The sequence below is a fragment of the Kitasatospora sp. NPDC093550 genome (genome assembly GCF_044764985.1).
Classification (GTDB): domain Bacteria; phylum Actinomycetota; class Actinomycetes; order Streptomycetales; family Streptomycetaceae; genus Kitasatospora.
Genome location: NZ_JBIWJF010000004.1, coordinates 129,362 through 146,882, shown reverse-complemented (window position 1 = coordinate 146,882; position 17,521 = coordinate 129,362). Strand labels below are relative to the sequence as shown.

General features: G+C 73.8%; 13 protein-coding genes. 6 read left to right on the top strand and 7 right to left on the bottom strand.

The features are described 5' to 3' along the window. Positions 1 to 25 precede the first annotated feature (25 nt). Positions 26 to 1,690: a phytoene desaturase family protein gene (locus ACIRD3_RS07885; RefSeq protein WP_402213473.1), complete on the top strand. Its 1,665-nt coding sequence runs from the start codon at positions 26 to 28 to the stop codon at positions 1,688 to 1,690. Beyond that, positions 1,687 to 2,742, top strand: coding sequence for an MDR family NADP-dependent oxidoreductase (locus tag ACIRD3_RS07880; RefSeq protein ID WP_402213052.1), 1,056 nt, complete (start codon positions 1,687 to 1,689; stop codon positions 2,740 to 2,742). Before ACIRD3_RS07885 ends, ACIRD3_RS07880 begins: the two co-directional genes overlap by 4 nt. 28 nt (positions 2,743 to 2,770) lie before the next feature. On the opposite strand, the gene ACIRD3_RS07875 is transcribed toward ACIRD3_RS07880, so the two are convergent. Then, the gene (locus ACIRD3_RS07875; protein WP_402213050.1) at positions 2,771 to 4,000 is read right to left on the bottom strand and encodes a pyridoxal-phosphate dependent enzyme; all 1,230 of its coding nucleotides are present in this window, start codon (positions 3,998 to 4,000) and stop codon (positions 2,771 to 2,773) included. Between the two features lie 84 nt (positions 4,001 to 4,084). Further along, positions 4,085 to 4,639 (bottom strand): YceI family protein, encoded by a 555-nt coding sequence (locus ACIRD3_RS07870; RefSeq protein ID WP_402213049.1) that lies wholly within the window; start codon positions 4,637 to 4,639, stop codon positions 4,085 to 4,087. A gap of 139 nt (positions 4,640 to 4,778) precedes the next feature. On the opposite strand from ACIRD3_RS07870, the gene ACIRD3_RS07865 reads away from it, so the two are divergent. After that, a complete protein-coding gene (locus tag ACIRD3_RS07865) occupies positions 4,779 to 5,081 on the top strand; it encodes a hypothetical protein (RefSeq protein WP_402213047.1) in 303 nt (100 codons plus the stop codon). Between the two features lie 42 nt (positions 5,082 to 5,123). On the opposite strand, the gene ACIRD3_RS07860 is transcribed toward ACIRD3_RS07865, so the two are convergent. Then, the gene (locus ACIRD3_RS07860; protein WP_402213045.1) at positions 5,124 to 5,723 is read right to left on the bottom strand and encodes a hypothetical protein; all 600 of its coding nucleotides are present in this window, start codon (positions 5,721 to 5,723) and stop codon (positions 5,124 to 5,126) included. A 54-nt stretch (positions 5,724 to 5,777) separates the two neighbouring features. Beyond that, a complete protein-coding gene (locus ACIRD3_RS07855) occupies positions 5,778 to 8,588 on the bottom strand; it encodes a penicillin acylase family protein (RefSeq protein WP_402213044.1) in 2,811 nt (936 codons plus the stop codon). Between the two features lie 317 nt (positions 8,589 to 8,905). Between ACIRD3_RS07855 and ACIRD3_RS07850 the strand changes: the two genes are divergently transcribed. Next, positions 8,906 to 10,138 (top strand): SUKH-4 family immunity protein, encoded by a 1,233-nt coding sequence (locus tag ACIRD3_RS07850; protein WP_402213042.1) that lies wholly within the window; start codon positions 8,906 to 8,908, stop codon positions 10,136 to 10,138. A gap of 58 nt (positions 10,139 to 10,196) precedes the next feature. On the opposite strand, the gene ACIRD3_RS07845 is transcribed toward ACIRD3_RS07850, so the two are convergent. From ACIRD3_RS07845 to ACIRD3_RS07835, 3 genes are all read right to left on the bottom strand, one after another. After that, positions 10,197 to 11,099, bottom strand: a complete 903-nt coding sequence (locus ACIRD3_RS07845; protein WP_402213040.1) for an N-acetylglucosamine kinase — start codon at positions 11,097 to 11,099, stop codon at positions 10,197 to 10,199. 297 nt (positions 11,100 to 11,396) lie between these two features. After that, positions 11,397 to 12,410: a zinc-binding dehydrogenase gene (locus ACIRD3_RS07840; RefSeq protein ID WP_402213039.1), complete on the bottom strand. Its 1,014-nt coding sequence runs from the start codon at positions 12,408 to 12,410 to the stop codon at positions 11,397 to 11,399. A gap of 179 nt (positions 12,411 to 12,589) precedes the next feature. Beyond that, complete coding sequence (locus tag ACIRD3_RS07835; protein WP_402213038.1) at positions 12,590 to 13,276, bottom strand: macro domain-containing protein; 687 nt, start codon at positions 13,274 to 13,276, stop codon at positions 12,590 to 12,592. Between the two features lie 260 nt (positions 13,277 to 13,536). Here ACIRD3_RS07835 and ACIRD3_RS07830 point away from each other — a divergent pair, with 260 nt between their 5' ends. Together ACIRD3_RS07830 and ACIRD3_RS07825 are read left to right on the top strand one after the other, a co-directional pair. Next, on the top strand, positions 13,537 to 15,156 hold the full coding sequence (locus tag ACIRD3_RS07830) for an ADP-ribosyltransferase domain-containing protein (RefSeq protein ID WP_402213037.1): 1,620 nt from the start codon (positions 13,537 to 13,539) through the stop codon (positions 15,154 to 15,156). Positions 15,157 to 15,311: 155 nt separating this feature from the next. Further along, a complete protein-coding gene (locus tag ACIRD3_RS07825) occupies positions 15,312 to 17,477 on the top strand; it encodes a HelD family protein (RefSeq protein WP_402213036.1) in 2,166 nt (721 codons plus the stop codon). Positions 17,478 to 17,521 lie beyond the last annotated feature (44 nt).

The following is a 17,521-nucleotide window of genomic DNA, read 5'->3' as shown; positions in this document are numbered from 1 at the left end:
CGGGATGTCGAGAGACCGGCGGACGATGGTCATCATCGGCGGAGGGCTCGGCGGCCTGTCCACCGGCTGCTACGCGCAGATGAACGGCTACCGCACCCGGATCCTGGAGATGCACGAGATCCCCGGCGGCTGCTGCACCGGCTGGGACCGCGGCGAGTTCACCTTCGACTGCTGCGTGAGCTGGCTGCTGGGCAGCGGCCCGGGCAACGAGATGCACCGGATCTGGCTGGAACTCGGCGCGCTGCAGGGCAAGCGGATGCGCAACTTCGACGTCTTCAACGTGGTGCGCACCCGGGACGGCCGGGCGGTCTACTTCTACTCCGACCCGGACCGGCTGGAAGCCCACCTGCTCGAACTGGCCCCGGAGGACGCCCGGCGGATCCGGCAGTTCTGCGCCGGACTGCGCAAGTTCCGCCTGGCACTGGCCCGTTACCCCTTCCTCAAGCCGGTCGGGCTGATGGGCCGGCGGGAACGGTGGCGGATGCTGGCCTCCTTCCTGCCGTACTTCAACGTGATCCGGCGCTCGATCACGGTGCTGATGAGCGACTACGCGGCGCGCTTCCGCAGCCCGCTGCTTCGCGAGGCGTTCAACTTCGTCCTGTACGAGAAGCACCCCAACTTCCCGGTGCTGCCGACGTACTTCCAACTCGCCTCGCACGCCGTGCAGTCGGCCGGAGTGCCGGAGGGCGGCTCGCTCGGCCTGGCCCGCTCGGTCGAGCAGCGCTACCGGCGGCTCGGCGGGGAGATCACGTACAACGCCAAGGTGACCGAGATCCTGGTCGAGCGGGACCGGGCGGTCGGGGTGCGGCTGAGCGACGGCCAGGAGGTGCGGGCGGACATCGTGGTGGCCGCCTGCGACGGCCGGACCACCATGATGGACCTGCTCAAGGGCCGCTACCTGAACGAGACCTACCGCCGGCTGTACACCAGGACCATCACCGAGCCGGGCATGGTCTTCCCCGGCTACCTGACCGTCTTCCTCGGCCTGCGGCGCCCCTTCCCGGCCGGTGACCCGTGCACCACCTACCTGCTGGAGGACGGGCTCGCCGCCCGGCTCACCGGCATCCGGCACCCCAGCATCAACGTCCAGTTCCGCAGCCGCCACTACCCGGAGCTCTCCCCGGACGGGACCACCGTGGTGTACGCCAGCTACTTCTGCGACATCGCCCCCTGGCGGGAGCTGAGCACCGGCCCCGAGCAGGCGCCCCGGCTGCGGCGCGGCGAGGAGCTGCACACCCTGCCGGTCGGCCGCGGGCGCGAGTACCAGCGGGAGAAGCGCCGGGTGCGGGACGCCGTGATCGAGTTCCTGGACGGCCACCACCCGGGCCTGAAGGAGGCGGTGGCCGTCAAGGACGTCTCCACCCCGCTCACCCAGGTCCGCTACACGGGCAACTACGACGGCACGGTGCTGGGGTGGCAGCCCTTCGTGGAGAGCGGCGAGACCCTGGAGGAGGAGGTCAAGCGCAACGGCCCCGGGCTGCCGAGCCTGGCGAACTTCTACCTCTCCGGCGTCTGGGCGACCACCGGTGGGCTGATCCGGGCCGCGGCGGCCGGCCGGCACGTCGTCCAGTTCATCTGCCGGGACGACCACAGGCCGTTCACCGCCGAGATCGACGACCACGCGCCGCCGCCGACCCTGCTCATCGAACCGGTCGGACCCGCCGACCGGCAGTTTGGAGTCACCTCGTGAGAGTCGAGAAGTGGATCGTCCGGGAGCACGTGGACGGCGTGCCGGACGTCGAGCGGATGTACCGGAAGGTCGTGGAGGAGATGGACGTCCGGCTCGCCGCGGACGAGATGCTGCTGCGCACCCGGTACGTCTCGGTCGACCCGTACCTGCAGGGCATCGCGCTGGACACCCCGCTCGGCGACCACATGGGCGCCGACTCGATCATGGAGGTGCTGGAGGCCGGGCCGGCCGCGCGGTTCGGGGTCGGCGACCTGGTCCAGGGCTTCGGCGGCTGGCGCACGCACCTGATCAGCAACGGCGCGCCCAGGCTCTGGCAGACCGGCACCTTCCCGATGGTCTTCCCGGCCTTCCGCCGGCTGGACCCGGACCACTACGACGAGGCGCTGCCGCTGTCCACCGCGCTCGGCGTGCTGGGCGGGCCGGGGATGACGGCCTGGGGCACGGTCGAGAAGTTCCTCGAGGTGCGCGCCGGGTCGACGGTGCTGGTCAGCGGCGCCTCCGGGGCGGTCGGTTCGCTGGTCGGGCAGCTGGCCCGGCACCGGGGCGCACGGGTGATCGGCACCACGGCGACGCCGGAGAAGGCCGAACGGCTGTGGGAGCTGGGTTTCGACGGGGTGGTGCTGTACCGCGACGGCGACGCCCCGGAGCGCCTGGAGAAGGAGCTCGCCGAACTGGCCCCGGACGGCATCGACCGCTACTTCGACTGCCTCGGCGGGGTGCTGACCGACGTGGTCTTCGGCATGCTCGCGGTGGAGAGCCGGGTCGCGGTCTGCTGGCAGTGGGGGAGCCAGGTCGGCGGGGACTGGACGGGCCCGCGGCTACTGCCGATGATCATGTTCCCGCGCACCACCATCCGCGGCATCTTCTCGCTGGAGTGGTTCACCGAGGAGAACTGGGCCGCGCTGCGCCGGGACCTCGGCGCCCTGGTCCGCAGTGGCGAACTGAGCTACCAGCAGACCGTCCACCGCGGCTTCGACAGCATCCCCGACGCGTACCGCAGCCTCTACGCGGACCGCTCGGCGAGCCGGGGGAAGGTGCTGGTGGAGCTCTGAGGGCCCGGTGGCGGGCCGGGGACGGCGGCTAGCCTCCGATGCCGGCGGCGCGGAGGCGGCGGTGGACCGCCTCCCACTCCGGGACGACCGGATCCGTCCGGCGGGTGCCGACGCCCAGGTCCTTGAACCCGCTGGAGGTCGACACGCAGACCACCGGCCCGTCCGACAGGTCCGGCTCGCCGAGGCTGCGCAGCCCGGCCAGACCGGCCGCCGCGGACAGCTCGGCCCACAGGCCGGCCCGGGCCAGCTCGCGCTGGGCGTCGGCGAGGCGGCGGTCGTCCAGCGTCAGCGCCCGGCCGCCGCTCTCCCGCAGCGCGAGCACTCCGCGGTAGCCGCTCACCGGGGCGGCGATCGAGTAGGCGTCGCTCGGCCCGACCTCCACGTGGGCGGCCGGGAGGCCCTGCGCGACGGCCCGGGCCAGCGGGCTGCCGGACGCCGCCTCGCAGGCGTGGATCCGTGGCACCCGGTCGACCAGGCCCAGCCGGCGCAGCTCGGCGAAGCCCTTCCAGACGCCGAAGAGCAGCTCGCCGTACCCGACCGGGACGAACACCGCGCTCGGGGCGCCGACGTCCTGGAAGATCTCGTACGCGACCGTCTTGTAGCCCTCGGGCCCGAAGGCGTGCCCGGTGTGGGTGGTGGTCAGGTTGCTCACCGGGTGCAGGCCCAGCCGGTCCGCCACCTGCCGCAGCAGCGGCCAGCGCGCCTCCCACGGCACCGGGAGCACCACCGCGCCGTAGGCGTTGAGGAAGGCGTCGACGTTCGGCGGGAGGTCGGGGCCGGTGAACACGACGCAGGGCAGCCCGGCGCGGGCGGCGTAGGCGGCGGCCGAGGCGCCGTGGTTGCCGGAGGAGGCCACCGCGATCCCCGGCGCGCCGACGCCCACGGCGGCGCTGGTGGTGCAGCGGTTCAGCCGGTCCTTGTGGCTCCACGTGGGGTTGCGCGACTCGTCCTTGACGTACACCCCGGGCTCGATCTCGATCAGCGGCGTGGCGCCCTCGCCGAGGCCCGGGGCGAGCAGCGGCGGCAGCAGCGGGGCCCAGCGCTCCAGGCCGCCGCGGGTCGGGGCGGGGGCGAACAGGCGCTCGGGGTCGACCTCGTCGTAGGCGTAGTCGACCTCGACGGGGTAGGAGACGTCCTCCGTGCTGGTGCGCGGGCAGCCCGCGGTGAGCGGGGGCCAGAGGGGGTGGCGGAGGTCCTGGTCCGGGCCGCCCTCGCCGAGGGAGAGCTGGCCGGTCGCGAGGGAGTCCGTGGTCGCCATGTCAGGAGACTAACCGGGCGGCCGGCCTCCGGTCCGGTGGTTCCCGATCTTCCGTTGCCGGCCTGCGCGGGCCGCGTGGGTGGGTTACTGACCCTGGCGGATGGCGGAGACGTCGAACTCCAGGACCACCTTGTCGCCCACCAGGACGCCACCGCCCTCCAGGGCCGCGTTCCAGGTGACGCCGAAGTCCTTGCGGCTGATGGTCACCGAACCCTCCAGGCCCACCCGCTGGTTGCCGTACGGGTCGACGGCGTTGCCGGTGTACTCGAAGTCGATGGTGACCGGGCGCGTGACGTCCTTGATGGTGAGGTCGCCGGTGACCCTGTACTCGGTGTCGGAGCGCGGCTCGACCGCGGTGGAACGGAAGGTGATCTCCGGGAAGTTCGGCGCGTCCAGGAAGTCGTTGGTGCGCAGGTGCTGGTCGCGCTGCTCGACGCCGGTGTCGATGCTCTCGGTCTTGATCACCACCTGGGCCGTCGAGCGGGACGGGTCCACGCCGTCGAGGTGGGCGGTGCCCTCGAAGGTGTGGAAGGCGCCGCGGACCTTGGTCACCATGGCGTGCCGGGCGACGAAGCCGATCCGGCTGTGCACGGGATCGATGACGTAGTCGCCGGTGAGGTCGGAGAGGTTGGCGGTCATGGTCGGGCTGCCTCCTGGTGCGGGTGTCGGTCGGTCCCCGGACCACGCTAGGGGGAGTTTCCGGCCGTCGCCCGTTGGGTTGGGCCTTAGCGGGCGCGGGGAGGGAAGGACGTCGGAACGCGCGAGAACGGAGCACGGGATGGACAGCGGCATCGAGGCCATGGTCGAGGCGGTTCGAACGGCGAAGGCGAAGATCCGGGAGGACGCACTGCCGAAGGCCCGGGAGGGCGGACGGGACATGGTGCCCGAGGCGGCGGAGGCGGCCCTGCTGGGGGCGCTCGCCGAGCTGCTGGACAGCGTGGGGGAGTTGGCCGAAGGGATCGCCGGACGGATGACCACCAGCGCGACGCGGCGGACGTACCGGATCGCCGGCAAGCGGCTGAGGGACGAGGCGAGCAACCTCAAGGGTGACGCGGAGGACGCCGTCGCCCGGGTGAAGTGACGGCCGTCGGGACCCTGCGGGGCGCCGACGGCCGTCCGGCGGTCACCCCGCGGTGAACAGGAGGGCGACCAGGCGGCCGTCGGCGTCGCGGCCCTCGTAACAGCCGGCCGAGTCGGCGATCATGGGGAACGCCAGCACGTTGGACCCGGTGCGCTCGTCGACCGTGACGTCCACCCAGGCGCGCGGCCGGCCGTCGGCGTCGGGGACGGCGAGCTCCGCCTCGACGTGCGCCACGAAGGCGTCGAGGTCCGGGAAGGCCGCCGGGCGCGGGCCCTTGAAGCGCAGCGCGTCCATCGCGACGCCGTCCCAGAGGAAGCCGAGGCTGGGGCCCAGTGGCTGGTGGTCGTCGACGGCGTCCTCGAACTCGGCCTCGGCGATGGCCTCGGGCTCGGCGAAGGGGATCAGTGCCATGGTGACGTCCACCTGCTCCAGTCCGGTCTCCCGGTCCTGCCACCGGTCCACGGCGATGTGCACGGGGTGCGTGCCGTGCGGCATGTTGCCGCAGGAGGTCCACTCGGCCGGGTCGGGGCTGCTGAAGACCAGGTTCGAGGCGATGGTCAGGTCTCCGGTGCGGTGGAACTCCTGGGGCCGGTGGAGGCCCTGCTCATCCGCCAGCTTCTGCAGCAGTGTGTCCATATTCATGCCGGTCATGATGGCAGCCCCCGCCGACAATCCGGCGGGGGCCGCTGCCCGGGCTCAGCGGTGGGTGGGGAACTGCACCACCTGCTGGTACGTGGGCCGGTTCTGCCAGGTGGACTTGGCGTCCGTCACGCCGCCCAGCGGGCGCTGGATGATGGTGTCGGCGCACCACTGGTCGCCGGCCGAGCAGTCCGTGTCGCCCGGGTAGACCTGGGCCGGGGTCTGGGCGGCGGCGCGCTTCAGGGTGTCCAGCAGGACGCCCCGGCAGGCGGTGAGGTCACCGCCGCCGCAGAACGGGCGGGCGAGCGGGCCCTTGACCTGGTCGCCGTGGACCGACCGCAGGTCCTTGTCCAGGTAGCTCCACCAACCGTACTGGAAGGACGAACCCTTGTGCGGGATGGCCTCGTTGGCGCTCACCGGGCCGCCGCCGGGGCCGGTCTGCCCGCCCGAGGGCGACTCGTTGACCTGCAGGGCGCCGGTCAGTGCGCCGAACAGCTGGTCGCCGAGGCCCGGGTGCATCACGCCGTCCGCGAGCAGCGGCCACCAGGCGTCCATCACCCGGATCGCGGTCGCGTCCGCGTAGGTGTGGCTGCCGGGTGACGTCTCCTTCCTCCGGGCGCCGTCGGCGAGCCAGGACTCCAGTTGCTGCAGGGCGGTGAGGGTGGCCGGATCGGTGACCGGTGCGCTGCGCAGGATCCGGATCACGTCGGGCAGGACGTCCTCCGCCCGGAGGTCGGCCAGTGCGGCGCTCTCCATGGCCTGGGTGAGCGAGACCCGGCTGACCTTGCCGCCGTTGGCCAGCAGGGCCTTGACCCGGTCGTCGAGCAGGTTGCCGCGGTGCACCGAGCCGTTGCCGAAGCCGGCCGAGGTGTAGCCGTTCGCCTGCTTGTTGTTCCAGGAGACGTAGTAGTCCTGGTCGACGGACTGCGGGTGCTCGGCCGCCGGGGTGTACCGGGCGGTGTTGGTGGCCGGGTCGAAGTCGGCCCACTCGTAGGCGGGTCGGGCGAGCACGGGCAGTCCGTCGTCGACGCCCGGGGCGCGCACCGGGTTGCTGCCGGAGTTGTAGTACGCGATGTCGCGGGAGTCGGCGTAGAACCAGTTGAAGGTGTAGTTGATGTCCTGCGCGGCCTTCTGGAAGCTCGCCGCGTCGTGCACCGCCCCGGGGTCGTTGAGCTCCTGGAAGCCGATGATGGAGTCGGCCTCGTGGCGGTAGGTGGAGCGCAGCGCGGTGAAGGCGACGGGGGCGCCGCCGACCGTGCCGCGGGCGGTGACCAGGCCGTACTTCGAGCGGTACATCACCAGGGTGTAGGAGCCCGCCGCGGTGGAGTCGGCGGTGGTCGGGCTCCAGGCGTTCTTGCGCTCCAGCCGGTCGAAGGGCAGGCACTGGCCGTGCCAGAGGTAGGAGTCGGCGGCGGTGGTGACGGGCGAGCCGTCGGTGGTGCAGAGCGGGACGGCGTAGGAGTCGGTGATGTCCTGCCCGGCGGAGGTGGCGCTCCAGGCGTAGTCCTGGCCGCGGCCGAGCTGCACGTAGAAGCTCAGGCCGGCGAAGGCGGCGCCGCGGGCGCTGATCCCGGGGCCCTGGATCTCCTCGAGCATCAGCAACTGCGGGGCGAAGTAGCCGGTTTGCGGGCCGAACACGGCCACCGGGTGGCCGTCGTCGGTGTGCGCGCCGGAGACCAGCAGGGCGTTGGACATGCCGTGCTTGGCGGTGAGCAGGTTGCCCGGCAGCACGCCGTTCGCCTTGGTGGCGGCGGAGTTGGCGGAGCCGGTGGCGTCGTAGACCATCCGCTCGGGCACCACCGAGCCGGGGTCGGGCAGCGCCTCGCCCTGCGGCTGGTCGGGCACGGTCGCGTACGGGAAGTTCTGCCCGTCGTGCAGGGTCTGGACGGCCTCCGGGTCGTCGGCCTCGCGCAGCGACTTCCAGACCGCGTCCCCGGCGTCCTTGCCGTAGCGGGCCTCGGCGGCCGACTTGACCTGGGCGGAGGCGAGTTCACCGCCGCCGCCGGAGCCGAACAGGGCGCCGACCACGGAGGCGAGGGCGACCAGGTCGGTCAGTTTGAACGGCTCGATGGACCCGGCGTTGGTGATCGGGTCGATGTGGCCGGTCAGGTCGTACTCGCCGGGGAAGGTACGGGCGTTGTACGCCTCCTTGGCGTACTGGTTGATGCCGTCGAGGTAGGCGTTGGCGTCGGCGAGGGCCTGGGTGGCCCGGCCGCCCCGGGCGGCGATGGCGTCGATCTGCTGCTGCAGCTCGGCCTCGGTGTACGGCGCGGCCTGCCAGAAGCTCTGCTCCAGTTGGCGGTTGGCGCCGGCGCCGCCCGCGAAGCCGGACAGCTGGCCGCGGCCGACGTGCCGGAACAGGTCCATCACCCAGAGCCGGTCCTGGGCGGCGGCGTAGCCCGCGCCGAACTCGGTGCCGTAGCGGGTGGTGCCGCTGATGTGCGGGACGCCGGTGGCCTTGTCGCGCACGATGGTGACGTCCGGGCGGGGGCTGGTGCTGCCGGCGACCTGGTCGGCGGGGACGCCGAAGGAGGCGTCGTTGAAGAAGTCGCGCAGCTTGGCGTCGGTGAGGCCCGGGTAGCCGGACGCCAGGGCGGCGTACGGGCCGAGTTGGTCGTCGGTGTGGGCGGGGCGGGTGCCGAACATCCGGTTGAGCAGGATGTCGGCGAGGGTGGCGTTGCCGTTCTCGCCGGGCGGCAGGATGTCGTTGCAGTGGCCGCCGCAGTAGTCGGTGGCGGCCGCGGTGGGTGCGGTCGGCGCGGTGGGGGCGGCGGTCGCGGTGGGGGTGGCGGTCAGGGCGGCGGTGACGAGCAGGGCCGACGCGACGGCGGCGGCCGGGAATCGGAGGGGGTGGGGGCGTAGGCGCAAGGCGGACTCCTCCGTCGTAGCCACGGGGAGTCGACGGTAGGGGTGCTACTGGACGGTTGGCTAGTGGCGTGCATGCCATTTCCCTGGGGGGTGGGGGAGGTGACGGGGCGTCGGCGGAAGGCGGGGAGGGCGTCGGGCCTGGTTGTCGGTGGTGTCGGCTATGGTCGGGCGCGTCGGTGGCGCGGGGTGCGCCGTCGGTGGTGCCGGTGCCGGTGCCGGTGCCGGTGCCGGTGGTTCGGTGGCGCGGGGTGCGTTGCCGGTCGCGGCGGTGTCGGTGGTGGAACGTCCGTCCGAGTGGCGGGGGAGGAGGGCGAGCAGTGGTGGAGACGAGTGCGGAGGCGGGGGAGCGGGTGTCCCGGGAGCTGCCCGCGCGGCTCACCCACGGGCCGAGCCGCGAGCGGCTGGCGGCCGGAGGCCTGCCCCGCTCCTTCGCGCACCTGGATCTGGAGGCGTCCTGGTACGAGCCGCTGGGGACGGCCGCGACGTGGTACGCCGGGCTGGAGGGGGACGAGGAGGCCGAGGGGCTGATCGTCCTGGGCGAGGCGCGGTACTACGACCGGTTCGGCGACGACCACGCCGATGTGCTGCTCGACGGCGCCACCGGTGAGGTGTACCTGGCGTGCCTGGGTGGAGCCGGTGACCTCCCGCGGGACTTGCTGGCCAGCGATCTGGAGTCGCTGGTCGCGCTGATGATCGAGGTCGAGGCCGTCACGGGGGGCGCCGACGAGCCCTACGAGCCCGGGGAGGGCGAGGACGTGGTGCCGCGCGGCCCGGCGGCCGTCGCCGAGGTCACCAGGATCTCGCTGGACCGGATGCGTGAGGCCGATCCCGAGCTGTTCCGGAGGACGGACGACCGGCCCGCGCACTGGGAGACGGCGGTACGGATCCGGGCGCTCGCCTGGGGGGCGCTGCCGGGCGACGATCCGGGCGGCCTGCGGTACGACCTCGACGTGTCCCTGGTCGAGGACCTCGCGCGGCTCACCGGCGGCACCGTCCGGCGCTTCCGCGAGGAGGACCTGCCCGCGGAGCTCAGCCACGCCCCGACGCGGCGGCTGCTCACCGGGCTCGGCGTCCCGGTCGACGGGGAGGGGATGCTGCAGGTCGATCCGGAGGTGCCGCTGCGGACCATGGCGGAGGCCTTCCCGGCGTCCTTCGAACCCGAGGAGGGAAACGACCAACGCCGCCTCTACCAGGGCGAGTTCCTCGCCTTCGCCGACTGGCTGTACGACTTCACCGTCGCGCTCGACGGTGCCGGCGGCGGCCTGGAACTCCCGTCCTGGTTCGACGACGGCGAGCCCGCCGCCTACCTGCACCGGGACGTCTCGGCGCTGCTCTACGTGGTGTGGACGCACGAGCGGCTCCGCGCCGAGCGGAGCCGCTGGGACAGCCGGAACGGTCCGCTGCCCTGGAAGGTGTTCCATCCGTACGAGCTGCTGGACAGCGCGGCCGAGGAGGCCATGCGGGTGCTGGACCCGGAGGCCTTCGCCTCGGAGACGCACTTCTGGCCGATACGGATCGAGGACGGCCACATGGGGAGCCTGCTGGAGTAGGTCGGGTGGAAGGCTGGTCGGGTGGTCGGGTGGTCGGGTGGTCGGGTGGTCGCGCGGGTCACCGGCCCCCGGCGAGGTCGTCGCCCGGCTCCGCGGCGAGGCGGCCGGCGAGCCGGGCGGCGGCGGTGGCCGCGTCCGTCGCGGGCAGGCGCGGGGCGAGGTCGGCGAGGAGCCGGCGGAGGCGGTGGTGGACCGGGCCGGGTGCGGTGGCGACCGAGCCGGTGAGGACGAGCGCTTCCCCGGGCACCGCGGTGGCGCGGACCAGGCCGGCCAGGTGGTCGGCGGCGGTGCGGGCGATGGCGAGGGCGGTGGGGTCCCCCTCCTCGGCCAGGCGGGAGACCAGCGGGGCGAGCTCGGCGAGTCGCCGCGGCGGGCCGTCGTAGGCCCAGCGCAGCAGTCGGTCGGGGGAGTCGGCGGCGCAGTGGTCGCGCACGGCGGTGCCGAGCGGGCCGTCCGGCTCGGCGTGGGCGTGCCGGAGCGCCTCCCGGCCGAGCCAGAAGCCGCTGCCCTCGTCACCGAGCAGCCAGCCGAGCCCACCGCTGCGGGCGAGCGTCCGGGTGCCGTCGAGGCGGACGCAGATCGTGCCCGTCCCGGCGATCAGAACGGTGCCCCGGCCGTCGCCGACGCCGCCGGAGGCCAGGGCCGGGACGGTGTCCGGGACCAGCGTGACCGGGCAGCCGAGCCCGAGCGCGGCCCGGATGCGCCGGGCGAAGCCGTCCGGGTCGGGCAGTGCCCCGTACCCGGCGAGGCCGATCAGACAGGCCGTGACCCGGGCCGGATCGCGGGGCCCGAGCGCGGCCGAGACGGCGGCGGCCAGGAGTTCGACCGTACCGGCCGGGTCCTGGCCGGCGGGGTTGGCGCCGCCGCTCGCACCGCTGCCGAGCGGGGTGCCGGCGCTGTCGAGGAGGACGGCGCGGGTGCGGCTGCCGCCCGCGTCGACGCCTAGGTGCAGGGTGCTCACGGGGCGGCTCCGAATGGGCGGAGGGGGTGGGGGCCGGTCCGCCGGACGGGTCCGGCCGCGCGGGGCTGATCGGCGGTCAGTCTGCCAGGTGCGGCCCCGGGTCCGCCGGTCCCTGGGCGACTCGGGTGAAGCGGGTGAAGCGGGTGAAGCGGACCTGCGGGCCGTTCCGTTCGGGTGAGGCGTGGAACGGCCGGGCCGCCGCCGGCGCCGCCGGGCTCAGCGGTGCAGCGGTGCAGCCGGTGGCGGCAAGGTGTGGAAGGGGCCGTTCGACGCCCGCCCGGGTGGGCGCGGGGGTTCTCAGGGCTTCAAAACGAGGCGGATCGGGTCGCCCTCCTTGCGCTCCAGCGCCCGGACCGCGCGGGCGGCCTCGGCCAGCGGGAACGTGCCGCTCACCGACCGGGAGAACTCCAGCCGGCCGCCGCGGACCAGGTCGACCAGATCGGCCACGTCCCGCCCCTCGGAGCCGTAGTGGCCGAGGATCTGCTGGCGCCGGTAGCTGACCAGGGTGCCGTTGGTGACGGTGAGCGGCTGGTCCGTCAGGCCGACCAGCACCAGCCGGCCGCGCTCGCCGAGCGAGGCCATGGCCTGCTCGCGCACCGGGGCGACGCCGGCGAAGTCGAAGGCCGCGGCCAGCGGGCGGCCGCCGGTGGCCGCCCGCAGCAGCTCGGCGAAGCGGGCGTCGGTCGGGTCGAGGGCGGCGTCGGCACCGAAGGCCAGGGCGCGCTCCCGGGCGACGGGCAGCGGGTCGACGGCGACGATCGGGAAGGCACCGACCGCCCGCAACAGCTGGACGCCGTGGGCGCCGAGCCCGCCGACGCCCCAGACGCCGACGGCCTCGGCCGGGCGGACGGCACCGGTGGAGGTGATGGCGGCCCAGGGGGTGGAGACCGCGTCGGGGATGAAGCAGGCCTGCTCGAAGGGGAGGTCGTCGGGGATCGGTACCAGCGTCGTGGCGGTGGCGAGCGCGTACTCGGCCCAGCCGCCGTCGTAGTCCACGCCACGGGTGTGCACGACTCCCTCGCGGCTCTCGCCGGCCTGCAGCAGCACCCGGTCGCCGACGGACGCGGTGGTCACTCCCCCGCCGAGGGTGTGCACGGTGCCCGCGACCTCGTGGCCGAGGGTGACCTTGTCGCCCTTGAGCAGGAAGGGCTTGAGCGTTCCGTCGATCAGGTGGACGTCCGAGAGGCAGACGCCGGCGGCCTCGACCTTGATCAGCACCTCGCCCGGACCGGGGACCGGGACGGGGACCTCCTCCACGGCGAAGGCGCCCTTCGCGACGTCGAGCCGGCCGGCGAGCATCGTGGCGGTCATCGGGACTTCCCTCCTGACGGGGGTGGCGGGGCGGAGCGTGTCCGCCACCCCGAGCTTGTTGGTGAGCCGACGACCAAGTGTCACCCACCGCGCGCGCGGCCGCCCGGAAGACGTGCTCAACGCCCTTGGCCGGAAGGGGCGGTGGGCGCGGCGGCGGGGTGCCTGACCCGTCGGGCGCGTCAGGCCCTGCGGGCCGGGGAGCGCCGGCGGGCCGGGGGCGCGATGCGGACCCGCTGGGTGGCGGGGGCGCGCTCGAGGTCGTCCAGCTGGGCGAGGATGGTGGCGCGCAGGTCGTCGTCGTCCTCGAAGTGGTGGTCGTTGAACAGGGTGTAGCCCGTCCACATCAGGTTGGCGCAGACCCGGGCCGGCACCCGGCCCGTCCGGGCGCCCATGCCGACCAGGGCGACCGAGCGTATGGAGCCCGGCTCCAGCCGGTTCTGCCGGTGGACCGCCTGGAAGGCGGCGGCGCAGGCCAGGGCCACGTTCAAGGTCTCGCTCACGTTCTCCGAGGAGGTCTCCATCGTCGGGGCCGAGATCAGGAACCGCGGGTTGACGGCGCCGGACGGCACGCACACCGCGCTGCCGACCGGGAGCGAGCCCGCGTGACCGTCCCGGATCGCCTTCTGCACCCGCAGCTGGATGCCCGCGCCCAGGTGGCGCTTGATCGCCGCGTCCGTCCCGCCGTCCATCCGGCCGCGGGAGTTGGTGGGGCTGACCCAGGCGTCGGCCTTCGTGGCGAGGAGCGAGGCGTTGCGGATCTCCACCCCGGGGGTGTCGGCGAAGGCCGCCCGCCAGGACTCGACCACCGTCGCGTCGAGGTCGGTCAACACCACCGTGAGCGGCGACTGCGCGCGGTCCGTGGTCATGGGTGTGTGCTCCTGTCGGTCGGGGCGGCCTGCTGACACCGACGAAGCTAGCGCGCGCCACTGACAATCCGTCCGCCGTCCCGGGCCGGCGCCGTGTCACCGCCGTCCGCGCCCGTCCGCGCCCGTCGGCGGCTCGTCCGGGCGGGCCGGACTGTCGGACCCGGCTGGTAGGACTGTGGTGTCAGCCAGGGGAGCTGACGGACCGTCAGTCCGGGTCCGTCCGCCATCCGTACCGCCCGACCAGCCGGAGTTGCACCACCATGAGCGCTGTCGACACCCCCGCCACCCAGCCCGACCCGAACGACCCGCTCGCCCTCGCGGAGCTGTTCGCCGGCGGCGGCGAGCCGTGGCTCCCGCTGCTGAAGCCGGTCATCGAGGCGCAGCCCGGCGCGGCCTCGTTCATCGGCCCGGGCCGCGGCCCGGACGTCGTCCCGGTCCGCGAGCTGACCTTCCAGGCGCTCAAGCCGCACGCGCCGCACAAGTGGAAGGTCGTGGTCTTCGGCCAGAACCCGTACCCGCGGCCGGAGAGCGCCACCGGCATCGCGATGTTCGACAACACCTTCCACGACTGGAAGGACAGCAAGTTCGGCCGGGTGGTCAGCATCCGCTGCATCATCAAGGCGGCGGCGATGTGGAAGTACGGCATCCCCAAGAAGACGCCGATCGCCGACATACGGGCGCTGCTGAAGGAGCGGGAGACCGTCCAGCCGCCGGAGTGGTTCCAGGCGATGCTCACCCAGGGCGTGCTGCTGCTGAACGCGGCGCTGACCGCCAGCAGTGACGGCGCGATGGGGCCGGACCAGCACACCGGGTTCTGGCGGCCGGTGGCCGAGCGGATCGTCGAGGAGATCCTCCGGGCCAAGCAGCAGGCCGCCGAGGAGGACCGCTACGTGGTCTTCGCCTGGTGGGGCGCGCACGCGCGCAACCTGAAGAACGTCGTGCTGCGGCTGCAGAAGAAGTACCCCGAGGTCGAGGTCCGGCACATCGACCACGCCAACCCGGCCGCCCAGGGCGACATCTTCTGCGACGGCGAGCACTTCGCCACGGTGAACGCGGCGCTCGCCGCGCTCGGCGCCGAGGAGGTCGACTGGCTGCCCAGCACGGGCTGGAACGCGCAGTCGGACGGCGCCGGCGGGGCGGACGGCGGGGTCGCCGAGCGGATGGGCGCGTTCATCGCCTCCACCATGGAGCTGCACCAGCTCTACCTGGACCGCCTGGCGAGCGTGAAGGACGAAGGCCTCGTCCTGCCCGCCATCACCGGTGTGTTCGACACCCCGTTGATGGGCTTCCGGGAGGCCGCGGCGCCGGTCGCCGAGGTGCTGCGCGGCCTGGACCGGCACGTCGCCCTCTCGCACGACTTCGGCAAGCGGCGGGCGGACGAGGCGGCGGCCGGCCTGTCCGCCGACGAGATCGCCGCGCTGTACCTGTACACCTGCGAGTCCGCCTTCTACCGGGAGATCAACGCCGTCCTGCGCTCGCCCGACCGCGGCCGGCTGGTGCCCTACCTCCCGTACCTGAGGCTGCTGTTCGCGGCGGTGTCGCGGCTGCCCGTCCGCACCGAGCCGCTCTGGCGCGGGGTCTCGCTGGACCTGCGCCGGCAGTACCCGCTGGGCAGGACGGTGACGTGGTGGGGCGTGTCCTCCTGCACGTCCAAGCTCGGGGTGGCGCAGGCCTTCCTCGGCAGCCGCGGCAAGCGGACGCTCTTCGAGGTGCGTCCGGCCCGGGCCGCGGGCATCCGGAACTTCTCGGCGTTCACCGGCGAGGAGGAGTTCATCCTGCTGCCCGGCACGCAGCTGGAGGTCACCGATGTGCGGACCGAGCGCGGCGGTCTCTGCACCGTGACGCTCACCGAGTCGGCGGAGGCGCCCCTGGTGTCCTGAACCGAACGGGTCGCCGCCCGTTCCTCCGGCCCCTCCGCTCCGGCTTGCCGTGCCGCTCCTCCAGATTGCGTAACCGAGTAAGAAGTTTTACTTGGTTCAGCTATGCTGGAGTTCGAGCGGACAGGCAAGCCGTGGCGAGGGAAGGGACGCGAACGATGACCTCGGAGATCCAGCAAGGAGCGCCGGAAGCCCACGGCCTCGACGGCGAGCTGCGCCGGGAGCGGGCCTACGTCGAGGTCTGCCGGGCCGCGCTGGCCCGGCAGGTCGAGGACGCGAGCCACCAGGTCGTCGCCGGGGAGGACGTCTCCGGCGACGGCGCCAGCGCGGAGGCGCTGGGCCGTTACCTGCGGACCCGCGCCAAGCGGATGAGGGAACTGCCGGAGAGCCCGTCGTTCTTCGGCCGCCTCGACTTCGCCGACACCCCGGAAGCCGGTGAGCACCGGCGGCAGCGCTACTACGTGGGCCGGCAACGGATCTCCGAGGACCCGACCGTGCCACCCCTCGTGGTCGACTGGCGGGCCCCGGTCTCCCGGGTGTTCTACCGGGCGAGCGCCCACGCCCCGCTCGGCCTCGCGCAGCGCCGCCGGTTCGGCTGGGCACCGTGGAGCCTCGGCCGGCCGGAGGAGCTCACCGGGCTGGAGGACGAGCGCCTCGGCGGGGCCGGTTGCGGTGGCGCGGCCGGTGCCGGGACCGGTGTGGTGGCGGGCGGTGTGGTGGCGGACGGTGCGGGCGGCGGCATCCTCGCCGCCGAGATCGAGCGGCCCCGCACCGGCCCGATGCGGGACATCGTCGCCACCATCCAGCCCGAGCAGGACGAGCTGGTGCGGGGCGAGCTGAGCGAGTCCGTCTGCGTGCAGGGCGCGCCCGGCAGCGGCAAGACCGCCGTCGGCCTGCACCGCGCCGCGTACCTGCTCTACAGCTTCCCGCAGCGGATCCGGCGCAGCGGCCTGCTGGTGATCGGCCCCAACCGGACCTTCCTGCGGTACATCGCCGAAGTGCTGCCCGCGCTCGGCGAGATCGACGTCAGCCAGTGCACCGTCGCGGACCTGGTCGCCACCCGGCCGCTCGCCGCGGTGGACGACCCTCGGGCCGCCGCGATCAAGCAGGACGCGCGGATGGCGACGGTGCTGCGCCGGGCGCTGTACGGGCGGATCCAGGCGACGGGCTCGGAACCACTGGTCGTGCCCGACGGCTCCTACCGCTGGCGGGTGTCGCCGGAGCGGCTCGACCGGGTGGTCGCCGAGGTGCGCGAGCAGGCGCCGCCGTACGCGATCGGCCGGGAGAGCCTCCGCACCCGTGTGGTGGCCGTGCTCCAGGACCAGGCGGAGCGGCGGGCCGGCGTGATGTCCGGCGCCTGGACGCGGAAGACCGGGCGCTGCAAGCCGGTCACGGCCTTCTTGGACGCGGCCTGGCCCGACCTGCGGCCGGAAGCCGTGGTCGCCGCGCTGCTCGGTGACCCGGCCGTGCTGGCCGAGGCGGCGGACGGGGTGCTGAGCCCCGAGGAACAGGCGGCGATCCTGTGGCGCAGGCCGCCGCGCTCGGAGAAGAGCGCGAAGTGGTCGGAGCACGACCTGATGCTGCTGGACGAGGTGGCCGGACTGATCGAGCGCCCGGCCGGCTTCGGCCACGTGGTCGTGGACGAGGCCCAGGACCTCTCCCCGATGCAGTGCCGGGCGATCGCCCGCCGAAGCGCCTTCGGCTCCCTCACCGTCCTCGGTGACCTCGCCCAGGCGACCGCTCCCTGGGCCGCCCGCAGCTGGCCCGAGCAACTCGCCCACCTCGGCAAGCCGGAGGCCGCCGTGGTGCCGCTCACGACCGGCTTCCGCGTCCCGGCCGCGGTGATGGCGCTCGCCAACCGGGTGCTGGGCGCGCTGGACGTGGACGTGCCGCAGGCCGTCTCGCTGCGGCGGGACGGCGAATTGACGGTGCGGCGGGTCGAGGAGGCGGACTCGGCCGCGGCGGGCGGTACGGCGGGGCTGGGCGGCGCGGTGGTGGCGGCGGTGCGGGCCGCGCTGGAGCGGGACGGCTCGATCGCGGTGATCGCGGCCGACGGCGCGGTCGAGGAGGCCGCCGAGGCGCTCCGGACGGCCGGGATCACGACGGCCTCGGCCGAACAGGTCGGCACCACGGCCCGGGTGACGGTGCTGCCCGCCTCGCTGGTCAAGGGGCTGGAGTACGACCACGTGGTGGTCCTCGAACCGGCCGCGATCGTGGCGGCCGAACCGCGCGGACTGCACCGGCTCTACGTCGTGGTGACCAGGGCCGTCTCGCGGCTGGACATCCTGCACTCCCGGCCGCTGCCCGCGCCACTGGGCGATTGACGGGAGACGGACGGTCCCTGCGTGCCGCCGCGTCTCACCGGCCG